This window comes from Paraburkholderia tropica (assembly GCF_014171495.1).
In the GTDB taxonomy this organism is placed as follows: domain Bacteria; phylum Pseudomonadota; class Gammaproteobacteria; order Burkholderiales; family Burkholderiaceae; genus Paraburkholderia; species Paraburkholderia tropica.
On sequence record NZ_CP049137.1, the window covers coordinates 76,108 to 97,110 of the forward strand.

Genomic DNA, 21,003 nt, shown 5'->3' on the forward strand with positions numbered 1-21,003 from the left:
AACAGGTCCCTGCACTCCACGCTCGAGGCCCTGGCTTCGACGTCATCAGCCACGCGGCCGCGCAAGCACAGTCGCACCCGGACTCCGGCCGTCTCGCCTCGGTGAAAAGTCGCTCCGGAACGACAATCGCAGTATCATGACGGTCTTGGATGCCCGGCCGTTTCACCCCGGCTCTTGCGCGCAATAGCAGACGGAGCGTACGCAATCCCGATATGAAAACAAGCCTCAAGGCTTTGGCGAGTTCCCTGGGTCTCTCAAAGACAACAGTAAGCCGCGCGCTAAACGGCTATGACGACGTAAGCGAAGCGACGCGTACCCGCGTCATCGAGGCCGCCCAGGCCCTCGGCTATCACGCAGATGCAACCGCACGTAAGCTGGCAACTGGCCGTGCGAACGCCATCGCTATCGTGTACCCATTCGCCGCTGGCGATCTTGGTGACCCGCGCTTTTGCGAAGTTGTCGCGGGCATTACGGAAGGACTGGGCGACCTGGATCTGATCATCGTGTCCGCCAGAGAAAACGCGGAGCTCGACACTTACCGCCGGCTTGTCGACAATCGTGTGGTCGACGGCTTCATTGTCGCGCGCACGCTCGTTGACGATCCGCGCATCGCGTTCCTGCTCGAGTGTGATTTCCCGTTCGTCGCCTATGGACGTACGAACAGCGTGCAACCTCACTTCTGGTTCGACTTCGACAATGAAGCGGGAGCTCACGCTGCAACGAAACGGCTCATCGATTTTGGTCACCGGCGCATTGGGCTGATCGGGGCACCGCTTTCACTGAATTTTGCCTCTCAACGCCGTGAGGGTTTTCTTCGTGCGCTGCGTGAAGCGCGAATCAAGGCCGTCGCGCGAAACGTGCGCCAGGGCGCGTTTGATCGGGATACCGGCTATCAGGCCGCGCTCGCGCTGCTCGACAGTGCTAATCCACCGACTGCTATCCTGGTCGACAACAACCTTGCTGGCATTGGCGCCCTATGCGCCTTGCGGGAGCGGCGCCGCAAGCCTGGCAAGGACATTTCGCTGATCGTCTATGACGGCGTGCCCGCTGATTGCGCCATTCCGTACACAGTGACGGCGATTTCGCAACCCACTGGACGAGACTCAGGACTTGCGCTCGCCGCACTGGTCATTGCCGCCATCGAGCGGCGCGCCCCCCCCGAGCATCGTCTCGCTGTGCCGCACATCGAGGCCGGCAACACGGACGGTCCTCCACGAGATTGAAACCGACGTTCGTGCCGACGGATGAGATCGGGCACGACTACGCGGAGCAACCCGGTTCCGCGTAACCATTGCCCGTATCAAGCCGGGAGCCGCCCGCGTTGAGAGTGATTTTCACCGTGTGCGCAAACGCGCTGGAAGCACGACTTTAAAGGGCCACCTGGCAGCGCATGGTGGAAATGGGACCGGAGAGCAGCAGACTTTGACTCGAGTCCTCCACGTAAGGCGCGCCCACCGCCACATTGAGGCCCGTGTTTGCCCAGTACCGGGCGTCCACCGTGGCGATGCGGCTGGGTCTCCCCTAGCTATTTGCTATTGGGCGAATGCCATGCACCGCGCCGAAACGCGAAGCACTCACGGCGAATCGGTGCGTGCGCCCGGAATCAGTGCGCCAGCGACAGATCGCTCACCGCGATATCTCGAAAGGTCGCGCCGCCGCTCTCGGCAAAGAGACTAATCCGGTCGTCTTCGAGCGCAGGAAGGATGAGGTCCGTAATGACGGCCTGTCCATGCTCTGCGAATACCTCAACCGAGGCGCGGTCGACCACAACACGCAGGTGCAGCCTGCCGTCATGCAGTGGCAGATTCACGATGTGCTGCGGACTGTAGGCTGGCGAAAACGACGTCTCCCCTGCGTGCGAACGGTCGATCGTGAGCGTCTGAGCCTCACTGTCGTAGAAAATCCGTGTACCCGTCGTGCCGTCCGCCGATCCGCGCACGACCAGGCCCGCACGGTGGGCGCCTCCTGGCTCAATGGTCAGTTCGATATTCTGGACGACACCACGCGTCACCGCAGGCAGCGCCTGCGTGGACGACTCGAGCCCAACCTGAGCAATACGCGTCGTTGGGCTGCGTCCCACCAGCGATGCGTAGGATTCGGTCGGCACAAAGACAAGCTGTGGCCGGCCAGCGACAGTCTCCAGCGCGAGCTCGCGTGGCAGCGCCATCGCACCGCGCCAGGGGCTTGTGGGCACGTCGTTGGCATAGTCCCAGTTACCCATCCATCCGATCGCCACCGTTTTGCGGTCCGGCACGTTAGAGAATGTACCCGCCGCGTAATAATCCGCGCCGTGGTCAAGCCACTGCCAGCGCGACGCGTCAGAACCTGCGGGCGCTACCTCGTCGGGCACAAACCGTGTGCCGTCGAATCGTCCGACGAAATACATCGCACCCGAACCGCCAGCAATCGACCACGGATTGACGTTGACAATCATCACCCACTTTTCCTTCGCCGGGTTACCATCAAGCGGCAATGACACGAGGTCTGGTATCTCCCACAGCGCACCGTGATGCGGAATGTCCGGCAAGGTGAAGTCGCTCAGAAAAGTCCAGTCGATCAGATTACTTGACCGGTAGAGTTTCACGACGTGTACGTCAGCAACGACCGCGCACATCAGCCAGTAACCCCCACGGGCATACCACGACACCTTCGGGTCGCGGAAATGACTCGATTCCGGGTTCAGCGTGAGCACGGGATTGTGCGCGTAGCGCCGCCACGTCTTGTCCTCGTCGGTGCTGTATGCCAGCGACTGTGCCTGTCCCCCTGGCTCATGACCGGATCCCGTCTTGTATACGGAAGTGTAGAGCGCCACGAGCGGCGGCACTGCAGCGGTGCCGAGGCCCGAAGTGTTGTGGCTGTCGACGACGACCGATCCGGAGAATACTTCCTCCGAGCGATTCGCGGCAAGCGCGACCGGCTGTTCAGTCCAGTCGATCAGATTGCGGCTGGTCGCGTGTCCCCACGACATGTTGCCCCAGACATTGCCCTCCGGGTTGTACTGGTAGAACAGGTGGTAGATCCCTCTGTAATAGACGAGACCGTTTAGATCGTTCATCCAGTTGCGCTGCGGTGTGTAGTGAAGCAGTGATCGCCACTGCGGGGTACCAGACTCTCTCATCGATTTCGGTAATCCATTCTCGGCCGCTGCGGACGAACCACAGATGGCAAACGCAAACGCAAGCGCGGCGAGGAACCGGCCCCGCCACACTTCGGGCACACCGGCCCAGTTGACAGTCATCATGCTTGATCCTCTCCAGGGTACGCCGCCGGCGATCCGTGCACTCGTAAGACCATCCCGCAATTGCTGGATCCGCCGTCAGTCCTCGCTGGCTGCTTTCGCGCAATACCAACACGTGACGCACAGGGTCAACAGGCGGGTCCGGGACACCGGCCAGCAGACACCGTGGTGCCACGGGTGTCACCACGCAGAAGCGTGAGCATAGGGGGGCACAGCTTCAATATCGCGTGCGAGCGCCCGGTGCACGGTATACCCCTGTCTTCCCGTATCGCAAGAATCCCGCCCCTCCGCCTAATCCAAACCGGTTTTTATCGTAACGTAAGCACCCGATCAGCACCGTAGCGCATGTCGTTGACGGAGGGGTATCCGCGATGCTATCGGACGGGATCGACGTGAGCGGTAGACGGCAACAACGGCGCCACGCTCCAAGGTAGGAGTTCGTCGATGCGGTTGATCGGATGGTCAGCGATACGCTCGAGCACGTAAGCGAGATACGCCTCCGGATCGAGGCCGTTCAGGCGCGCCGTGCCGATCAGGCTATACATCGCGGCGGCCCGTTCACCACCGGAGTCGGCGCCGGCGAACAAGTAGTTGCGCCTCCCGATCGCGACGCCACGCAGCGCCCGCTCGGCGATCAGGTTGTCGATCTCCACCTGCCCGTCGCTGCAGTAATAGACCAGTGCCGACCAGCGATTCATCGCATACCGAAGTGCCTTGGTCGTGTCGGATTTCGCAGAGAGCGTGGCGAGCGTCGCTTCGGACCAGAGCTTCATGTCGTCGAGCAATGGCACCGCTTGTGCCTGACGTACTCTGCGTCGTTCATCGGGCGGTTTGCCGCGGATCTGCTCTTCGATCTTGTAGAGCGCGCCGATCCTGTGCAGTGCCTCTTCGGTTACGGCATTGGGACGCACCGCATGCAGGTCGTGGATTTTCCGGCGAGCGTGGGCCATACATGCAGCTTCCTGGACGCGACCGTCGAGATACAGCTCGGCGTAACCAGCGAACGCGTCGGCCTGCAGCACCCCAGCGAAGTGCGCGAGATGCTGCTGGGGATGTTCACCACGTCGATCCGGCGTATAGGTGAACCAGACCGCCGCCGGCTCTTCGGAAGCGCTTGACCGGTCATCGCGCACGTAGACCCACAGGCGTCCTGTCTTTGTGCGGCCGTTGCCGGGTGCCAGCACAGGCAGCGGCGTGTCGTCCCCGTGAACCTTGCCGCCGGCTAACGTGTATCGGCGTACGGTGTCGACCAGCGGTGCAAGCAGCGCCGTGATGCTTCCGATCCAATACCCCATCGCACCCGGCTCGATCTCGACGCCGTCGCGCGCGTACATGACTGCCTGGCGATGCAGCGGGATGTGGTACGCGAACTTCGACACGGCGATGTGCGCGAGCAGCGCCGGACCCGGGATGCCACGATCGATCGGTCGACTCGGTGCCGCGGCCTGTACGATGCGATCGCAGCATGCGCAGGCCAGTTTCGGGCGGCGGTGGCGAATCACGCGGAAGTGCGCCCGGACGTATTCGAGCTGTTCCGCGACGTCTTCGCCCAGCAGTTTGAGTTGGCCGCCGCAATCGGGGCAGTCATCGTCCGCGGGCAGATGGATGCGCTCTTCGCGCTCAAGGTGATCGGGCAACGACTTGCGGCCCACACCTTCGCGACTCGGCCGTTTCAACGCAGGAGCGGTGGCCATATCGGCCGAGCTTTCATCGGCCTGCAGGTCTTCCAGCCGCAATTCAAGCTGTTCGATCTGGCGATCCAGCTTCTCCGATTTCCGGCCAAACTGCATCCGGCGCAGCTTGGCGATCGTCAGCTTCAGATGTTCGATCTCGATCGCGCGCGACGAGAGCTGCTCGCGCAAATTGGCGACCATCGCCTTCAGCGCGTCAATGTCATCGGGGAGATCGGCGGGAGCAGCAGACATGCAGTGAGCTTACACGACGCCACCCTCAAGCTCGCCACGCGTAATGAACGTTTACAATGCGCTTCGCGGGCGCGCTGCATCGATCGGCTGCTGCCAATCGAAACCCTCGAGCAAGAGCGCGAGCTGAGCGCTCGTCAGCGCGACAACGCCGGCATCGGCGCGCGGCCACGCGAAGCGTCCTTTCTCGAGGCGCTTCGAGAGAAGGCAGAGGCCGCCGTCACACCACCACAAGCACTTCAGCAAGTCACCTCGCTTGCCCCGAAACACGAACACGTGCCCGGAGAACGGATCTTTCTCCAGCACCATCTGTACTTTCGAGGCCAACGAGTTAAAGCCGGAACGCATGTCCGTGACGCCCGCCGCGATCCAGATTCGCGTGTTCGGCGGAATCACTTCAGGCACTCTCGTAGATACCGTTCAGCGAACTCCTGTGACACGCCGCGGATGCAGATACGTCGCTTGCCAACCGCGATCTCGATTTCACAGCTCGGCGACATCGCCGGGCTCGCCGACACATCCGGCGTTTTCGGCAGAGCGTGGTTTGGGACGTCTTTCGATGGCAGATCGATCACATCAACTGGCAGCAGCGCGATGCTTGGTGTCGACGTTGCACGTTGCGCTTCCAGTAAGCTTCTCCGCCACTGCGCGACCATATTGGTATTCAAGCCACGCGCACGGGCCACTTCGGCAATTGAACGATTCGGATCGTTCGCTTCAGCAGCAACCGCTTCCCGAAACTCCTTCGTGTAGTTCCTCGATCCCGGTTGTCTTCCATGCACTACTGGCTTCATCGATCTGATTCCCATTACATCTGATGGGAATCAGATTGCCTATGCCGCGCTCTCACGAACAGACGGTACATGTCGAGTGCTTACATCGTAACTCAAACCGGTTTGGATAGTAAAGCCAAGTGACAAAATCCTGGGATGGGTGAAGGCCGCGCACCGCTCCCGCGCCCTGACAACCGTGCCGCGGGAGCGGACGGATGTGAGCCTCGGCGACGCTGGGGACTGAATGCAGTTCGCAACCTATACGGGACCTTCTCACATACACAGCCTCGTTTCCGTTTTTATTGATTAGGATTCCATTTTAAATAATCGAAATATTTTAAACAGTATCGAAAATCTGCTCATATTGAGCAAAGTTTGTCTCATCATCATAGCCTCGGCGAGCAGTCGAATAACGGGCGCTGCCAGATGCTTTCAATATGATTCGATGCCCGCACCTTTTGGGTGAGTATCGAACGTCTTTCCGTACCCGCCGCTGCTCGACCGGTACGTCGTCTGCAAGGCAAACGGTGAAGAGCCAGGGGAGACACTGGCGCCTTCCCCGAAGTGCGGCTAAAGATCGCGCGGAAACCTACGAATGTGCGAAGTCAGAGGTGAAACCCGCGTGGCCCGCCCGGTGCGCCATTCAAACCAAGGCTGCTGTCATGACCCTTTGACAACACGGCTCCAGGTTCCACCGTTCGTGGCCTGAAACCACCTCCCCAGCTGAATCGGAAGCACCTTACTGCCCGCCCGGTGCGCAACGCACCATCTGCCCGGCCCATAGCATGCAGAGTTGCCGCCACAGCAATGGCACCTACGTGCCAGGCATGCTTTCGTCCCTCGAAAACGGCGATACGCATCCGTTAATGCCGTGGTACGCGCGCATTCTCATTCCGGAGAGGTATGCCCATGCCAACCACACAACAACGCATCACGCAGAATGGCTTGCGGCCCTTAAAGGTCGTCGAGCATCGCATTGAGCAAACGCGTACGCTGCAGCACGCCACGCTCGATGCCAGCCCAGTCCTGCGGCGTGATGAGCAGTGAAAACAGATCGAGCGACCACGGGCGCGTGGCCCCCTTGCTGGCATCAGCATGCAAATTGTGGTGATGCCGTTGTCATGCACGCGACGGCGCAGCGCCTCGACGCGCTTGTGGAGGCCGGCAAAGCCCTCGTCGGCAAACTGCGTGAAGAATTCGCGCCAATGCGCCGTCAGCGGCATGGTCGGCGTCGCAGCGGCGCTGCCACGCAGTTCATCGAAGTGACCGGCTTCGGCGACGCGAGCCAGATCGGTAGCCGGTTCAGCGACACGCTGGCCTGAGCGCATCGGAACCGGCACCGCTTTTGAGCTACCGTCGGACACCAGGCCATTGGGTTGGGTAGAAAGCACTTCCTGAATCCCGTTTTTTCCTAGGTGGTGGTTCACGCGCGACGCGTGCGACTACCGCTGCGCACGCAGCCGGCAAGGCCGCTCGCGCACCGGCTGGACCCGAACAGGCCCGCCGTATTCGCGAGGACCGACGTCTCCGATCGGCCTTCGCGCGATACAAACTCCCTTAGCGTCTCGTCTGGCTCGTTTGTCGAAGGACCAGCGTGAACGGCAACTCCCGGCTCAGTATGGCCGGCTCCAGGTCCACCCTGTCCGGCGTGTGTACCATGTTGAAGAAGCGCGCCAATCCACGGCTCTCGGCCTCGTAGGCGTTGACCGGCAGCGTGTCGTAGTTGCGGCCTCCCGCGTGCGCGACGTGATACTGGCAACCGACCAGAGAGCGATGTATCCACATGTCGACGATGTCGAAGGTCAAGAGTGCGTGGACGCCAAAACGCGCCGAGCCATGCAACCGAAGGTGATGAGTCCGCTCCGTCCGGTTACATCGTGCCCGGCAGTGTCGCTATGAGCCGGCGACCCGGCACACTGTTTTCGACCGATCAGCACGCCGATACCCAAGACCACGCCGGCCGTCGTCCATGCACGGCCATGTGCATAGTCGTTGGCAGCCCGAGCCGACTCGCGCTCCTTCTCGAAGACAATGACCTGCGCCATCGGCCGCCTTCTGTTTCGCACGCTCAAGACGGGCGCGCACCTCGCCGGACGCCGGCTCCACGTCCACGCTGGAAGCGTGTGTAACGTCCTCCGACGAGCCATTTATGTCGCTCACTGCGCTACCGAAGCGAGGTTGAGAACATTAACGCATACCTCATTAGCGCGACCGTCGATAAGATGTGTCATCGATCCGTCAGCTTTGACTCTGGCTCTGGCTTTGACCTTGGGCCGGCAAAACGCTGATCTCGACAGTCAGCGTCTCAGCACCCTGCCCGGTGCGAATGCCAGATACGGGCATCGCATCGCGATAGTCGAAGCCGGTAGCGACGCGCACATAACGCTCGTCCGGACACGTGTTGTTGGCCGCATCGAAGCCGACCCAACCGAGTCCGTCGAGATACGCCTCCGCCCATGCGTGGCTCGCCGTCTGCTTCGCGACGCCATCCATTAGCAGATAGCCCGAGACGTAGCGGGCAGGCACATGGCGCGCTCGCGCCACGGCGATAAAGACGTGCGCGTGGTCCTGACAGACTCCCTTGCCATTAAGTAGAGCCGTCTCCGCATCCGTGGTCACCTCGGTCGTGCCGGGTTGAAAATCGATCCGGTCGTGGATCGTAGTCATCAAGGTATGCAGCGACTGAAGCTGAGCGTCTTCGGCGCGCAGCTCGGCTGCGAGCGCACGAAGGTGTTCGCCGGCCCAGGTCAGCGGCGTCTCCCGCTCGAAGATCCAGGGCGGAGCAACGCCGTCCACCGTGCCGAAGATCCCCGCGAGGTCCTCCGTGTCGACCGTCCCCGCGGCCACAATGACTGTCTCGTGCGTGTTGCGCTCTTGCCGTACGAAATCGACAAGGTTACCCATACCGTCCACGTAAGAGACGCTCGGCTCGACGCCGCCAACGGTGACCTGCCAGTCGATGACCGTCTGCCCGGGGCAAGACTGCGGGCGCAGTCTCAGGCGCTGCAAAGCGTACGGGACCGGCTGTTCGTACTGATAGTGCGACGTGTGACGAATAGCGATACGCATGGCTGCTCTCAATCGAAGTTATAGGTCTCGGCGATTTCAAAACCAAGCCGGTGGTTCTGCCCGATGAAGCTCTGGAGAAACTCGTGCAGGCCTTGCGCAAAGATCTGCTTGACCGAGTTGTCCCGGAGCGTAGCGAGCGTAGTGTCGGCGCTCTTGTGGCAGGCATGGGCGACGCCATAGTCTTGCGCCAGATACGCGAGGTTCTCGACGATGTTCAGGTAGCAAAAGTTCAGCGAGCGCGGCATGCGGCCGTTGAGGATCAGATAGTCGGCGATATTGGTCGGTTTGTACTCGACGTCGTAGACCCAGCGGTAAGATCGATGCGCATCGACCGAGCGCAGGATCGATTCCCACTGGTAGTTGTCGAGCGTCGTGCCCACGTACGACACCGCGGGCAGCAACAGGTGGTATTTGACGTCGAGAATGCGCGCGGTGTTGTCGGCGCGCTCGATGAAAGTGCCGATGCGGGCGAAATCGAAAATCTCGTTTCTGAGCATCGTGCCGTGGAAAGTGCCGCGGATCAGCGCGGCCTGGCGCTTGATCTGATCGAGTACGACCGGCAGTTCACTCGCCGCCACAGGCATTGCCAGCGCCCGCTTGACCACCATCCAGGCTTCGTTCACGCTCTCCCACGCTTCGCGGGTGAGCGCGGTGCGCACCATGCGGGCATTCGAGCGCGCCGCTTCGATGCACGACAGGACGCTCGAGGGATTGTGCCCGTCACGCAGCAGATAGTCGGAAACGGTGTTGGCGGTATACGCGTCGTGTTTCTCCCGGAAGCCCTCTTCTGCTCCGGATGTCACCACCACGGATGACCAGGTTGCCTGCGCATCGGAGGTTCTGGTCAGCGCCATACGCAGCCCCGCGTCGACTATCCGTGCGATGTTTTCCGCGCGTTCGATATAGCGGTGCATCCAGTAGAGCCCGCTTGCTGTGCGTCCAAGAAGCATGTCCTGTCCAACTCCGATTGCTGTTTTTTGTCGTGTGCCAGTCCTGTATCAGGCTGGCGTTCTTTCAGGTTCTTGCGCGCCCAGTCTCTTCGATAGGTCTTCGAACGATATGCGATCCTCGTCCGGACCCTCAGTCCGCGAGTACCCAGGTGTCCTTGGTGCCGCCACCCTGGCTCGAATTCACCACCAACGAACCTTCCTTCAGCGCCACGCGTGTCAAGCCGCCCGGCGTGATGCGAATGCGGTCAGACACCAGCACAAAGGGCCGAAGATCCACATGGCGCGGTGCGAGACCCTTTTCGGTCAGAATCGGGGTAGTCGACAGCGCCAGCGTTGGTTGTGCGATGTAGTTGTTCGGACGGGATTTGAGCTTGGCGGCAAAATCTTCCCGCTCCTTCTTCGACGCGGCTGGCCCGACCAACATGCCGTAGCCGCCCGACCCGTGAACTTCCTTCACCACCAGTTCGTCGAGATGGTCCAGCACGTATTTCAGGCTGCCCGGCTCCGAACAGCGCCAGGTCGGCACGTTCTCCAGGATCGGCTTGCGGCCCGTGTAGAACTCGACGATTTCCGGCATATAGGAATAGATCGCTTTGTCGTCAGCAATGCCGGTGCCTGGTGCATTGGCGATCGTGATGTTGCCCGCGCGGTAGACGTCCATAATGCCGGGGACACCGAGCACGGAATCGGGCCGGAAAGTCAGCGGATCGAGATAAGCGTCATCGAGCCTGCGATACAGCACGTCGATGGCGCGGAACCCTTCGGTTGTGCGCATCGCCACGCGCCCGCTCACGATCTGGAGATCGCTCCCCTCGACCAGATGAACTCCCATCTGGTCGGCGAGGAACGCATGCTCGTAATACGCGGAGTTGTGGATTCCGGGCGTCAGCACCGCGATCGTCGGGCTCTCCTGCTTGCCGCCAGGTGGACACACGGCGGCAAGCGACTCTCGCAGCAGTTGCGGATAGGCCTCGACTGGCCGCACCTTGACCAGCTGAAACAACTCAGGGAAAAGCTGCATCATCGTCTCGCGGTTCTCCAGCATATAGGAGACACCGGAGGGCGTGCGGGCATTATCTTCCAACACGTAGAACTCGTTTTCGGCCGTGCGCACGATGTCCACACCGATGATGTGCGTGTAGACATTCCCCGGCGGCCGGAAGCCGATCATCTCCGGCAGAAAGGCATCGTTCTGGGCTATCAGTTCCTTCGGTATCCGCCCGGCGCGCACGATCTCCTGACGATGATAGATATCGTCGAGAAAGGCGTTGAGGGCTATCACGCGCTGTTCAATGCCTTGCGACAGGCGAGTCCATTCCTGACTGGAAATGATGCGCGGGATGATGTCGAACGGAATCAGACGCTCGGCGGCCTCTTCTTCACCGTACACCGCGAACGTAATGCCCGTTTTACGAAAGACGTTTTCCGCGTCATCCGCTTTCTCCGCCAGATTTGCAGGATTCTGCGCATCGAGCCATTGCTTGAGCAGTTCATAAGGCGCGCGGACCCCGTCAGCGGACGTCAGCATCTCATCGAATGGCTTCACTTCAGTTCTCCGTCGTTGTCGTTGTTGCTGTTGTTATTGCTGTTGTCGACGCAATAGGCAGGAGCGGCATGCCGCGTTACTCCTCATTGTCCTTGAGCACGCTCTGGGTCAGGGTGACGGATGGGATCGTCGGCTTCATTAGCGCATGCGCGCGGCGGCGCACCCCGTACCAGCCGGCGACGAGGATCAGGGCCACGACCGGAATCGAGGCAACGGTCCACGTGCCGTTCGGATAGTCGAATGCCATCAGTACTAGCACCCCCACCAGAAACCCCAGCGTCAGCCAGGACGTCACTGGCGCGCCGGGCATTCTGAAGGCCACCGGCTCAGCCTCACCACGGGCCACCGCCCGACGGAACTTCATCTGGCAAACCACGATGAATCCCCAGGTGCTGAGAATGCCGAGCGACGCAACGTTAAGCACGATTTCGAACACGCTCGACGGCACGAAATAGTTCAGCACGACACCCACGATGTAGATCGCCACCGTCACCAGAATGCCGGCGTACGGGACTGACTGCGAACTCATGCGTGAAAGGAAATGCGGCGCAGACCCGCCCATCGACAGCGCACGTAACACCCGCCCGGTCGAATACAGCCCCGAGTTCAGGCTCGACAGCGCCGCCGACAGCACGACGACATTCATGACCGAGCCAACACCCGGCACGCCGAGTGCAGCAAAAAACGTGACAAACGGGCTCTGCCCCGCCTTGTAGGCACTCCACGGCAACAGACAGACAAGCAACACCACTGCACCCACATAGAACACGGCGATGCGCCAGATCACGCTATTGATGGCGCGCGGAAGCACCTTGCGCGCATCCTTGCATTCGCCTGCGGCGGTGCCAATCAGCTCGACTCCGGCGAATGCGAACACGACGCCCTGTACGAGCACCAGCGCAGGCAGCAGACCATGCGGGAACAGCCCACCGTTATCGCGGATCAGATGCACCCCCGTAGTGTGCCCCCCAACATGCGTTCCTGTACCCAGGATGATCGAGCCGATCACGAGGAACAGCGAAATCGCGGCAACCTTGATGAGCGCGAACCAGAACTCCATTTCGGCAAACCATTTCACGCCGATCAGATTCATCGCCGCGACGATGCACAGCGCGACCAGAGCGAACATCCATTGCGGCACGGAAGAGAACGCCGCCCAGTAATGCATGTACAGCGCGACGGCCGTAATGTCGACGATGCCGGTCATCGCCCAGTTCAGGAAGTACATCCAACCGGCGACATACGAGGCTTTTTCACCGAGAAACTCTCGGGCGTACGATACGAAGCTGCCGCTGCTTGGCCGATGCATCACCAGCTCGCCCAGCGCGCGCAGGATCAGAAACGAGAAGACGCCACAGACCAGATAGACGACGACAAGCGAAGGACCCGCTATTTGCAGGCGCGCGCCCGCGCCGAGAAAGAGACCAGTGCCGATCGCCCCGCCAATGGCAATCATCTGAACTTGACGATTACCCAACGTTTTATGATATCCCGCTTCGTGCGATTCCAGCCAGCTTTTCTTATCCACGTCACCGGTGGATGCTGTGGAATTTGGGTTACGCAGTATGGACATAAACAGTTCAATCCTTTTAATGCGGGCACTTGACTTCTCAATCCCGGGGCATTTACGGAAGGATGTATGCGCGATGACGCATCGATTGAGCTACAAATCTTCAAGGGGCTGCATGGAACGGTCGCTCGTTTTCTCGCACCAAAATGATGCTTTTCTCAGGACAGTTCAACCGCCGCAGAATCGCTAGTGATTCGGGGATCTTTTTCTGCGAATACGCATCCGCGCAATCACCAGCCTATGACCACTTAGATACCAAAAGGGGGTTTAATTAGGCTACCGCTTCGTTTTGCATGACCAGACAGAAGAAAGGTATGTAGTCAAATTTATGGCGGCAACGCTCATGCATATTTCGACTAACACCTATCGAAAAAAAACATCGGTATTCTTGCAGTGAGTAACGGTAGGCTAGTGTTGCTGCGTCGCATGGATGCGGTTGTCGATTTACCCAATACAAGTGATAGATATGGAAGCAAAGTGGTTGGAAGACTTTCTTAGCCTCTCGGATACGAAGAGTTTTTCCCGGTCGGCGCGCAGCCGGCATCTCACCCAGTCAGCGTTCAGTAGACGAATTGTGGCGCTCGAAACGTGGATGGGCGCCAAGCTGGTCGACCGCAGCGTCAATCCGATCACCCTCACGCCAGCCGGCCGGATGTTTCGTAGTCTCGCGGCGGACATCCTGCGCAGCATGACTGCGGCGCGCAACCTGGTGGGCGGGTATGAACAGTTCGCCGAAAACGATCATGTGGTTCATTTCGCCGTCGCCCATACACTCGTCTTCACGCTTTTTCCGGCCTGGCTCAAGCGCCTGGGCAATGAATTCGGTCACATCATGACCCGGGTTCAGGCGGTCAACGTGCCGGAGGGTGTGCAACATCTCGTGGCAGGTGACTGCGACCTCCTGATCGGCTATCACCACCCTCAATTGCCGATCGCTCTCGATCCTAATCACTTCCCATTCCTGACGCTCGGTGTTGAGCGCATCGTTCCCGTCTCGGCAGTAGGCAATGATGGCAAACCCCTCTTCGAACTTCCTGGCAAGAGCAGCAGACCGCTGCCCCTGCTCGCCTACTCATCCGGCGCATTCCTCGGCAACGTTGTCGAAATGCTATTGATGAACGCGACGGAACCGTACGCCCTGTTCCGCTGCTTCGAAACCCACATGTCAGAGGCGTTAAAAGGCATGGTCCTGGCTGGCCACGGGATCGGCTGGCTTCCGGAAAGCTGCATTACCAAAGAGTTAAGCGAAGGAAATCTGGCTCGTGCAGGGTCAGACGTTTGGGCGACTGAGTTGGAGATACGTCTGTACCGTCCACTCAAGGAGCGGGGCCAGGCGGCCGAACGACTTTGGGCTTTCATCAGCAACCAGGTGATCGAGCCGCGGACCGATCAGCCACCGAACATCCTGACTGCGGCGTGAGTCGCGAAGGTCACCGATCGTAACGCCGATGGCGGAGTTAAACGTCGATCACTCCCCCAGGCGACATGCGCCAAACCATTGCGGATTTCTGAAACCGACCTGGGAAGCGTCTCTACAAGGCGACCTTAACCAATTCGCCATAGGTGGCCTCAACAAAAATGAAAAAATGGCCTGTTAGCCCTTGATGAATCCTGCTAACCTTTTCGTTGTTTCGACGACGCCAAGGCCATGGCGAAACCGATACTCGACGACAACCTGTGAGCACTCGTCGAACCGTTGCTGCCCCCTCCGAAACTACGGCGCCACTGTAACGGCGCCACTGTAACCCAGTGCGCAAGCCGCTCGACAATCGTGCAGTGCTCGCGGGCATCCTTTTCATCTTGCAGACGGGTCTGCGTTGGGACCTGCTTCCTCGCGAGATGGGCTGCGGTAGCGGCATGAGTTGTTGGCGCCGCTTGCGTGACTGGCAAGAAGCCGGCGTCTGCTAGCAGTTGCACGAGATACTCCTTACGCGGTTACGCGCCGCCGACCAAATCGACTGGTCTCGGGTCATTGGCGATTACCCCTCAATTCGCGCTCCAGGCTTAGGTCAAAAATAGCCCTCCCCCCAGACCGCGCGCGCCCTGGTTCAAAGCACCTTCTCATCATCGAGACGCAGTGCGTCCCGCCCGCGGTGATACTCACCGGCGCCAACCGCAATGCGGTTACTCAACTCCATGCACTGGACGAGGCTATCCCACCGATCAGCGCTAAGCGTGGCAGACCACTATTGAAGCCTCGGGTCGTTCGGAGCAACAGGGGCTACGACCACGACAAATATCGACGTCCACTAAATGGAGCAGGCATTACAACGGAGATCGCTCGGCGCGGACAGCCTCATGGCAGCGGGCCAGGCAAAACACGCTGCGTCGTGGAGCGGACCATCTCATGGCCGCACAACTTTCGCCAACTGCGCATTCGTTTTGAGCGCCTCGCTTTCATCCACGTTGACCTTCCTCAAAATCGCGTGCGGCATCAAATGCTGGAGAAAACTCCGAACGTCATTTTACAAACTTCTCTACTGGATCCTACCAAGCCTTTTCGAAACCGTTTCTTAGCCGCGCTCCGCTTTCGCCGTGCAGACACCCATGACGCGACACCGCATTACACCGCGCCAGCGTGCTACAAACGGGATCGCATCCACATGCCTGTCACATAACGGTGTGTCCGGGGCAGCAGTCGAGCGTGACGCACGTACCCGGATTTGCATCCGAGAGTGTCAGCCGGAATTCGTGCAGGTGCGCGACCGCCTGGACGATGGACAGTCCGAGTCCCGAACCGGGCGTTGTGCGGGTGCTTTCACTACGATAAAAGCGCTGGAGGACAGCAGAGCGTTCGCTAGCAGGAATGCCAGGGCCATCGTCACTAATGGTGATTCGCGGCCCATGTTTGCCCTCTACTACAGCAATCACGACGCTGCCGTTCACCTGCGCGAACTTGATTGCGTTATCGACGATATTGGCAAGCGCTTCGAACATCAGGGCTGAGTCCGCCCAGACAGGTTGTGTATCCTGCATGTCGAGCTGCAGATTAACGCCTTTGTCCGCTGCAACAGGCGCATAGAGCTCACCCACCTCGCGGCACAGAACATGCATTGCCGTGTCGCTGAATGCACCACGCCGATGCAGATTCTCGATCTCGGAAATCCGCAGAATCGCGGCAAATCGCCTAAGCACATCGTCGGTCGCAATTTTCGCTTGCTGCAGGCTTTGCGAATCTTCCTGCCGCAGTCGCTCCAAGCCAATACGAGCAAGCAACGAACGAATGTGAATCATCGGCGTACGCAGATCGTGTGCAATGCCATCGCAAGCACTCTTTACCTCGCCCATCAGACGCGCTATCTCGTCGAGCATGTGATTGATAATTTGCGAGAGCCATGCAAGTTCATCGTGCCCCCGCTGAGGCAAGCGTGTCTTCAAGTCGCCCTGCGCGATCTGGTACGACAGCTGGCGAATTTCGTTGAGACGGCGCAATTGCGCTGCGGAAAACAGCAGCGCAAGACCCAGCCCACCGAGCAACGCGACGACGCCGCTCCATGCGAGGCCAGCCAGCACGTAGTTGCGCAACTGGGTCATCTCATCAACATTGCGAGCCACGACAAAGGTGTCGCCATCGGGTAGTACCATTGCCCGCGTCCACATGAAGGTCGGATGCTGCCTAACGTCCATGGAGAGATCCGGACGGAACCATTCTCCCGCTCCGCCCGGCTTGACATCGGCTGGTAAGTCCGCAATATCACCGGCAATATGCTTTCCATCAGGAGAGAACACCCCGTAGTAGTTGATAGGCCGATGCATCTCCGCACGCAGATGCGCATTGACCTCATCGATCAAAACGTTGCGCGGCAAAGCCGAGAAGTACTCGAATTGCCAATTGATGTTAAAATCCGCCTGCTGGGCGGTATAACGTGCGGAATTCCAGTAGTTGAAACCCACGAGTCCGACGACGGACGCTGCGAACACCAGCGCATACATCGCCAGCAAGCGAAAAATCGTGCTCCGCCAGACGCTCATCTTCATCGCATCACCCCAGCATGTACCCTGACCCGCGCACGGTCTTCAACAGCGGAACCATGCCAGGGAGATCGATCTTCTTCCGTAGCATGGCTACATAGACTTCGATCAGATTGGTACCGGGATCAAAATGAAGGTTCCAGACGGCCTCAAAGATCATCGTCCGAGTGTGAATCTGTCGGGCATTGCGCGCCAGATACAGCAGTAACCTGAATTCAACCGGGGGCAATGAGACAACGTGTTCGCCCCGGCGCGACGTACGCGCGATCAGATCGATCTCCAGATCGTCTACCCGTAACACTGCAGGCTCGGGCTCCGGCGGGCCTCCGCGCCGACGTAACAATGCTTCGACGCGTGCGCACATCTCGATGGGCGAAAACGGCTTGCCAATGTAATCATCGCCACCTGCAACCAGACCGCGAACCTGCTCATCGACATCCGATAGCGCGCTGATCATAAGCACGGGTGTTTTAACGCCAACACCGCGCAAGGTCTTCACTATCGTCAGTCCGTCAACGCCCGGTAGCATCCGGTCCAGCGTGATCACACTGAATTCACCGCTCATCGCACGTGCAACGCCGTCCTTTCCACTCATCACCCACTCGACATCAAACCCCGCTTCGCCAAGGATATACACGATGTCTCTTCCGATAATCTGATCGTCTTCGATTGTGAGAATTTTTGCCATGGTCGGCTTTGCCGGTCCCGTGCACCGGATAAGGGAATCACACCACGGCAGTATCGCAGACCATTGCGCGGGTTATATGAAGATAATTTCATTTTGCCACCGCGCGCCGTCGGAGCAGCCGCGCCTGCATTCAAGAAGGCTGATCGTGTGGCGTCTGCCTGGGCTGAACCGCTCGGCGTCGCTCGCCGGTCCTGCGCCCGGCATCGTCGTGTTCCTTTTAATGGGCCTGGTCATATTGCCGCTCAGCGGCTTCACGGCACCCTCTTCAGTGACACCCATGCCCTAACTACCCAACCTTACTGATTGGAGCGGCCCCCTGAATCGCCGGACACAGTCTCCCGCTTAAACTAACGGGTAGGCATAAGACTGTGTTAATGGGATGGTCGCCCCCGCCTCCGCGGCAAGAGTACGCTATGGAGGCAATCACCAAGGGGAACCATCATGGAAGAAGTAACGCTTGTCGGAATCGATCTTGGTAAGCATTCGTTCCACCTGCATGCCCAAGACCGAAAGGGCAAAGAGATCTTTCGCCGGAAGGTAACACGCCGACAGCTCGTTGAGCTGTTCGTAAACTTTCCTGCGTGCACGATTGCTATGGAGGCGTGCGCCGGCGCGCATTTCATGGCTCGCACATTGGCTGGTTTCGGCCATCAAGTCAGGCTGATTGCGCCACACCTCGTTCGGCCATTCGTCAAAAGCAATAAAAACGATTTCGCCGATGCCGAGGCGATCTGCGAAGCTGCCTCGCGCCCGTCCATGCGATTCGTTACACCTCGAACCGAACCGCAGCAGACACTTTCGGCACTCCATCGAGTTCGAGAATCATTCGTGCGTGAGCGCGTATGCACTGGAAACCAGGTTCACGGAATTCTCTTGGAATTCGGTATCAGCCTGCCGGTAGGCTGCACTGTGCTGAAGCGACTGCCAGCAATCATCGCGCAATACTCACTTCCTCCCCGCCTCGTGTTGCTGCTTGAACGGCTTCACGCCCACTACAAGTATCTCGACGAACAGATTGCGGAACTCGACAAGGATCTGGCTCGTCAGTTGGGTGAAGATGATCTCGGGCAGCGGCTTTTGACCATACCCGGTGTCGGCCCAATCACTGCAAGCGTGCTATCAAGCGAGGTCGGAGACGGGAAACAGTACCGGAGCAGTCGAGACTTCGCTGCATCAATTGGCCTTGTTCCGCGTCAGCACAGTACAGGTGGAAAGGCGAATCTGCTCGGCATTAGCAAGCGAGGGGACAAGAACATCAGGCGCTTGCTCGTACAGTGTGCCCGTTCTTATATGCGCGACGTCGCAAGGAGGACTGGCCCTCTGGCTGATTGGGTACGCACGCTACTCGCTCGACGACACTCGAGTGTTGTGGCCTGTGCGCTGGCCAACAAACTGGCGAGGATCGCATGGGCGATAGCTGCACGACACACGGTTTTCGAAATGGCTGGATACCAATTAAAGAAGGGTTGAACAAACTCAATAGCGTTTTACCAACCATCTGGTTTTGCGATCGCTGGAAATTGATGACGTGAACGGCATACCGGCCTGAACGAACAACCCGATAGTCACGAAGGCTCCAAAAGCCGATGTGTTTTTTTAGGATCGTCAGGCGCGACTCTCATCGTGGCGCTGAGGAAAAAACCTCAACGAAGACGCCGAATAGATTTGAGCAAGCCCGTAACATCGTTAACCCAGCATTGCAAAAATGGGGGCGACCATAGATTTTGACTAACACCAGGCAGGAAGTGATGGAAGTGTTGACGGGCCCGGAGCGTCGGCGGCGCTGGACGGCGGAGCAGAAGCTCGCGATGGTGCGGGAGAGCCTCGAACCGGGGAAGTCGGTTTCGATGGTTGCGCGCCAGCACGGCGTGAATCCGAACCAGTTGTTCCACTGGCGCAAGCTGTACCAGGACGGGAGCCTGTCAGCGGTCAAGGCTGGCGAGGAAGTGGTTCCGGCGTCGGAACTGGCCGATGCGCTCAAGCAGATTCGTGAGCTGCAACGGATGCTCGGCAAGAAGACCATGGAGAACGAGATTCTCCGCGAAGCAGTCGAGTATGGCCGTGCAAAAAAATGGATAGCGCACTCGCCCTTGCTGCCGGAGGACGACCAGTGAAGCTGGTTTGTGAAGTTCTCGGCGTGTCGCGCTCGAACGTATCGGCACGACGGTCGCGTCCGGCGACATGGCGCGATGGCCGTCAATCGAAGCAGACCGACGATGCGGCCGCGGTCGAGGAAATCCGCCGGGTCATCGGCGATTTGCCCAGCTATGGCTATCGACGGGTTTGGGGCACGTTGCGCAATGAACGCGTTGCGGCTGGGCTGGTTCCGTTCAATGCCAAGCGCGTCTATCGCGTCATGCGCACGCACGGGCTGCTGATGGAGCGCCGACCGATTCCACCCCGGCCGCAACGCCGCCACGACGGCAAGGTGGCTGTAGCGCGCAGCAATCAGCGTTGGTGCTCGGACGGTTTCGAGTTTCGCTGCGACAACGGCGAACCGCTGCGCGTGACGTTCGCGCTGGACTGCTGCGACCGTGAAGCGATGAGCTGGGCGGCCACGACGGCGGGCCATAGCGGCGACATCGTGCGCGACGTGATGCTGGCTGCGGTGGAAAATCGCTTCGGCAATGCGCTGCATACGCCATCCGAAATCGAGTGGTTGAGCGACAACGGCTCGGGCTACACGGCCGACGACACGCGGAGGTTTGCTGTGGGCATAGGCCTGAAGCCATTGACCACGCCGGTGTGCAGCCCGCAAAGTAACGGGATGGCCGAGAGCTTCGTAAAGACCATGAAGCGCGACTACGTCGCCTTCATGCCGAAGCCGGATGCAGAGACTGCTGCACGCAACCTGGCCATCGCGTTCGAGCATTACAACGAGAAGCATCCCCATAGCGCGCTGAAATACCGCTCGCCCCGCGAGTTTCGGCGCTCGATGGATTCAGCAACCTTAGTGTGAGGCTGTGTCCGGGATTACAGGGTCAACTCCACTGATCCACATGTCTGGTCTCAGCTTGCCGATCTCCATGTATCGTTACGTATGGCAGCAATTAGTCCAGCAGCAAAAGGCAAATAGTAGACGCCCAGAAGCGCGCCGCATATCGGGAAAACAATGTGTAAGTACATGAGGGCACCCATCCCGGCGGTGGTTCGGCCGCGATTGCGTCAGTCTCAATCCGCACGGCTTTGTCCCAGATCTCGAACTCGACGATGGAACCGTGCTGACAGAAGCGCTGGGCAATCTCTTCTATATCGCCGAACGAAGCGGCGAGCTC

16 protein-coding genes and 2 pseudogenes are annotated in these 21,003 nt (G+C 59.5%); 7 read left to right on the forward strand and 11 right to left on the reverse strand.

Features of this window, described 5'->3' with window-relative positions; translation table 11 throughout:
- Positions 1 to 212: 212 nt before the first annotated feature.
- Positions 213 to 1,223, forward strand: coding sequence for a substrate-binding domain-containing protein (locus G5S35_RS30945; RefSeq protein WP_183040352.1), 1,011 nt, complete (start codon positions 213 to 215; stop codon positions 1,221 to 1,223).
- 380 nt (positions 1,224 to 1,603) lie between these two features.
- On the opposite strand, the gene G5S35_RS30950 is transcribed toward G5S35_RS30945, so the two are convergent.
- The 4 genes from G5S35_RS30950 to G5S35_RS30965 all read right to left on the reverse strand — a co-directional run bounded on the left by G5S35_RS30950 (position 1,604) and on the right by G5S35_RS30965 (position 5,954).
- Positions 1,604 to 3,238: a glycoside hydrolase family 32 protein gene (locus G5S35_RS30950; protein ID WP_183040635.1), complete on the reverse strand. Its 1,635-nt coding sequence runs from the start codon at positions 3,236 to 3,238 to the stop codon at positions 1,604 to 1,606.
- A 374-nt stretch (positions 3,239 to 3,612) separates the two neighbouring features.
- Positions 3,613 to 5,163, reverse strand: a complete 1,551-nt coding sequence (gene tnpC, locus G5S35_RS30955) for an IS66 family transposase (protein ID WP_183040353.1) — start codon at positions 5,161 to 5,163, stop codon at positions 3,613 to 3,615.
- Positions 5,164 to 5,214: 51 nt separating this feature from the next.
- Positions 5,215 to 5,565, reverse strand: coding sequence for an IS66 family insertion sequence element accessory protein TnpB (gene tnpB, locus G5S35_RS30960; RefSeq protein WP_420874556.1), 351 nt, complete (start codon positions 5,563 to 5,565; stop codon positions 5,215 to 5,217).
- Complete coding sequence (locus tag G5S35_RS30965; RefSeq protein ID WP_183040354.1) at positions 5,553 to 5,954, reverse strand: transposase; 402 nt, start codon at positions 5,952 to 5,954, stop codon at positions 5,553 to 5,555. The genes tnpB and G5S35_RS30965 overlap by 13 nt, the downstream gene beginning before the upstream one ends.
- Before the next feature lie 888 nt (positions 5,955 to 6,842).
- Here G5S35_RS30965 and G5S35_RS39715 point away from each other — a divergent pair.
- Both G5S35_RS39715 and G5S35_RS30975 read left to right on the forward strand, forming a co-directional pair.
- A complete protein-coding gene (locus tag G5S35_RS39715) occupies positions 6,843 to 6,980 on the forward strand; it encodes a hypothetical protein (protein WP_237181880.1) in 138 nt (45 codons plus the stop codon).
- A 74-nt stretch (positions 6,981 to 7,054) separates the two neighbouring features.
- Entirely contained in the window at positions 7,055 to 7,255 is a 201-nt protein-coding gene (locus G5S35_RS30975) for a hypothetical protein (RefSeq protein WP_183040356.1), read from the forward strand.
- A gap of 235 nt (positions 7,256 to 7,490) precedes the next feature.
- Here G5S35_RS30975 and G5S35_RS30980 read toward each other — a convergent pair.
- From G5S35_RS30980 to ansP, 5 genes and pseudogenes are all read right to left on the reverse strand, one after another.
- Positions 7,491 to 7,754: pseudogene (locus tag G5S35_RS30980) on the reverse strand (transglutaminase family protein); the annotation flags it as partial.
- A gap of 417 nt (positions 7,755 to 8,171) precedes the next feature.
- Positions 8,172 to 9,002 carry a transglutaminase family protein gene (locus G5S35_RS30985; protein ID WP_183040357.1) on the reverse strand — a complete coding sequence of 277 codons (831 nt, stop codon included), beginning with the start codon at positions 9,000 to 9,002 and terminating at the stop codon, positions 8,172 to 8,174.
- Between the two features lie 8 nt (positions 9,003 to 9,010).
- Positions 9,011 to 9,952 (reverse strand): alpha-E domain-containing protein, encoded by a 942-nt coding sequence (locus G5S35_RS30990; RefSeq protein ID WP_183040358.1) that lies wholly within the window; start codon positions 9,950 to 9,952, stop codon positions 9,011 to 9,013.
- A 130-nt stretch (positions 9,953 to 10,082) separates the two neighbouring features.
- Complete coding sequence (locus G5S35_RS30995; protein ID WP_183040359.1) at positions 10,083 to 11,498, reverse strand: circularly permuted type 2 ATP-grasp protein; 1,416 nt, start codon at positions 11,496 to 11,498, stop codon at positions 10,083 to 10,085.
- A 76-nt stretch (positions 11,499 to 11,574) separates the two neighbouring features.
- The gene (gene ansP, locus G5S35_RS31000; protein ID WP_183040360.1) at positions 11,575 to 13,071 is read right to left on the reverse strand and encodes an L-asparagine permease; all 1,497 of its coding nucleotides are present in this window, start codon (positions 13,069 to 13,071) and stop codon (positions 11,575 to 11,577) included.
- A 463-nt stretch (positions 13,072 to 13,534) separates the two neighbouring features.
- On the opposite strand from ansP, the gene G5S35_RS31005 reads away from it, so the two are divergent.
- Together G5S35_RS31005 and G5S35_RS31010 are read left to right on the forward strand one after the other, a co-directional pair.
- Complete coding sequence (locus G5S35_RS31005) at positions 13,535 to 14,488, forward strand: LysR substrate-binding domain-containing protein (protein ID WP_183040361.1); 954 nt, start codon at positions 13,535 to 13,537, stop codon at positions 14,486 to 14,488.
- Between the two features lie 276 nt (positions 14,489 to 14,764).
- Positions 14,765 to 15,585, forward strand: a pseudogene (locus G5S35_RS31010) (IS5 family transposase).
- A gap of 93 nt (positions 15,586 to 15,678) precedes the next feature.
- On the opposite strand, the gene G5S35_RS31015 reads toward G5S35_RS31010, so the two are convergent.
- Entirely contained in the window at positions 15,679 to 17,046 is a 1,368-nt protein-coding gene (locus G5S35_RS31015) for a sensor histidine kinase (RefSeq protein ID WP_183040362.1), read from the reverse strand.
- Positions 17,047 to 17,050: 4 nt separating this feature from the next.
- Positions 17,051 to 17,728: a response regulator transcription factor gene (locus tag G5S35_RS31020; RefSeq protein ID WP_183040363.1), complete on the reverse strand. Its 678-nt coding sequence runs from the start codon at positions 17,726 to 17,728 to the stop codon at positions 17,051 to 17,053.
- Positions 17,729 to 18,169: 441 nt separating this feature from the next.
- On the opposite strand from G5S35_RS31020, the gene G5S35_RS31025 reads away from it, so the two are divergent.
- Positions 18,170 to 19,198: an IS110 family RNA-guided transposase gene (locus G5S35_RS31025; RefSeq protein ID WP_110329834.1), complete on the forward strand. Its 1,029-nt coding sequence runs from the start codon at positions 18,170 to 18,172 to the stop codon at positions 19,196 to 19,198.
- A gap of 278 nt (positions 19,199 to 19,476) precedes the next feature.
- Positions 19,477 to 20,687, forward strand: a protein-coding gene (locus G5S35_RS31030) for an IS3 family transposase (protein WP_183040364.1) whose coding sequence is annotated in 2 segments (ribosomal slippage) — positions 19,477 to 19,792 and positions 19,792 to 20,687 — 1,212 coding nt in all. Because the reading frame shifts where the segments join, the coding sequence is not laid out codon by codon here.
- Positions 20,688 to 21,003 lie beyond the last annotated feature (316 nt).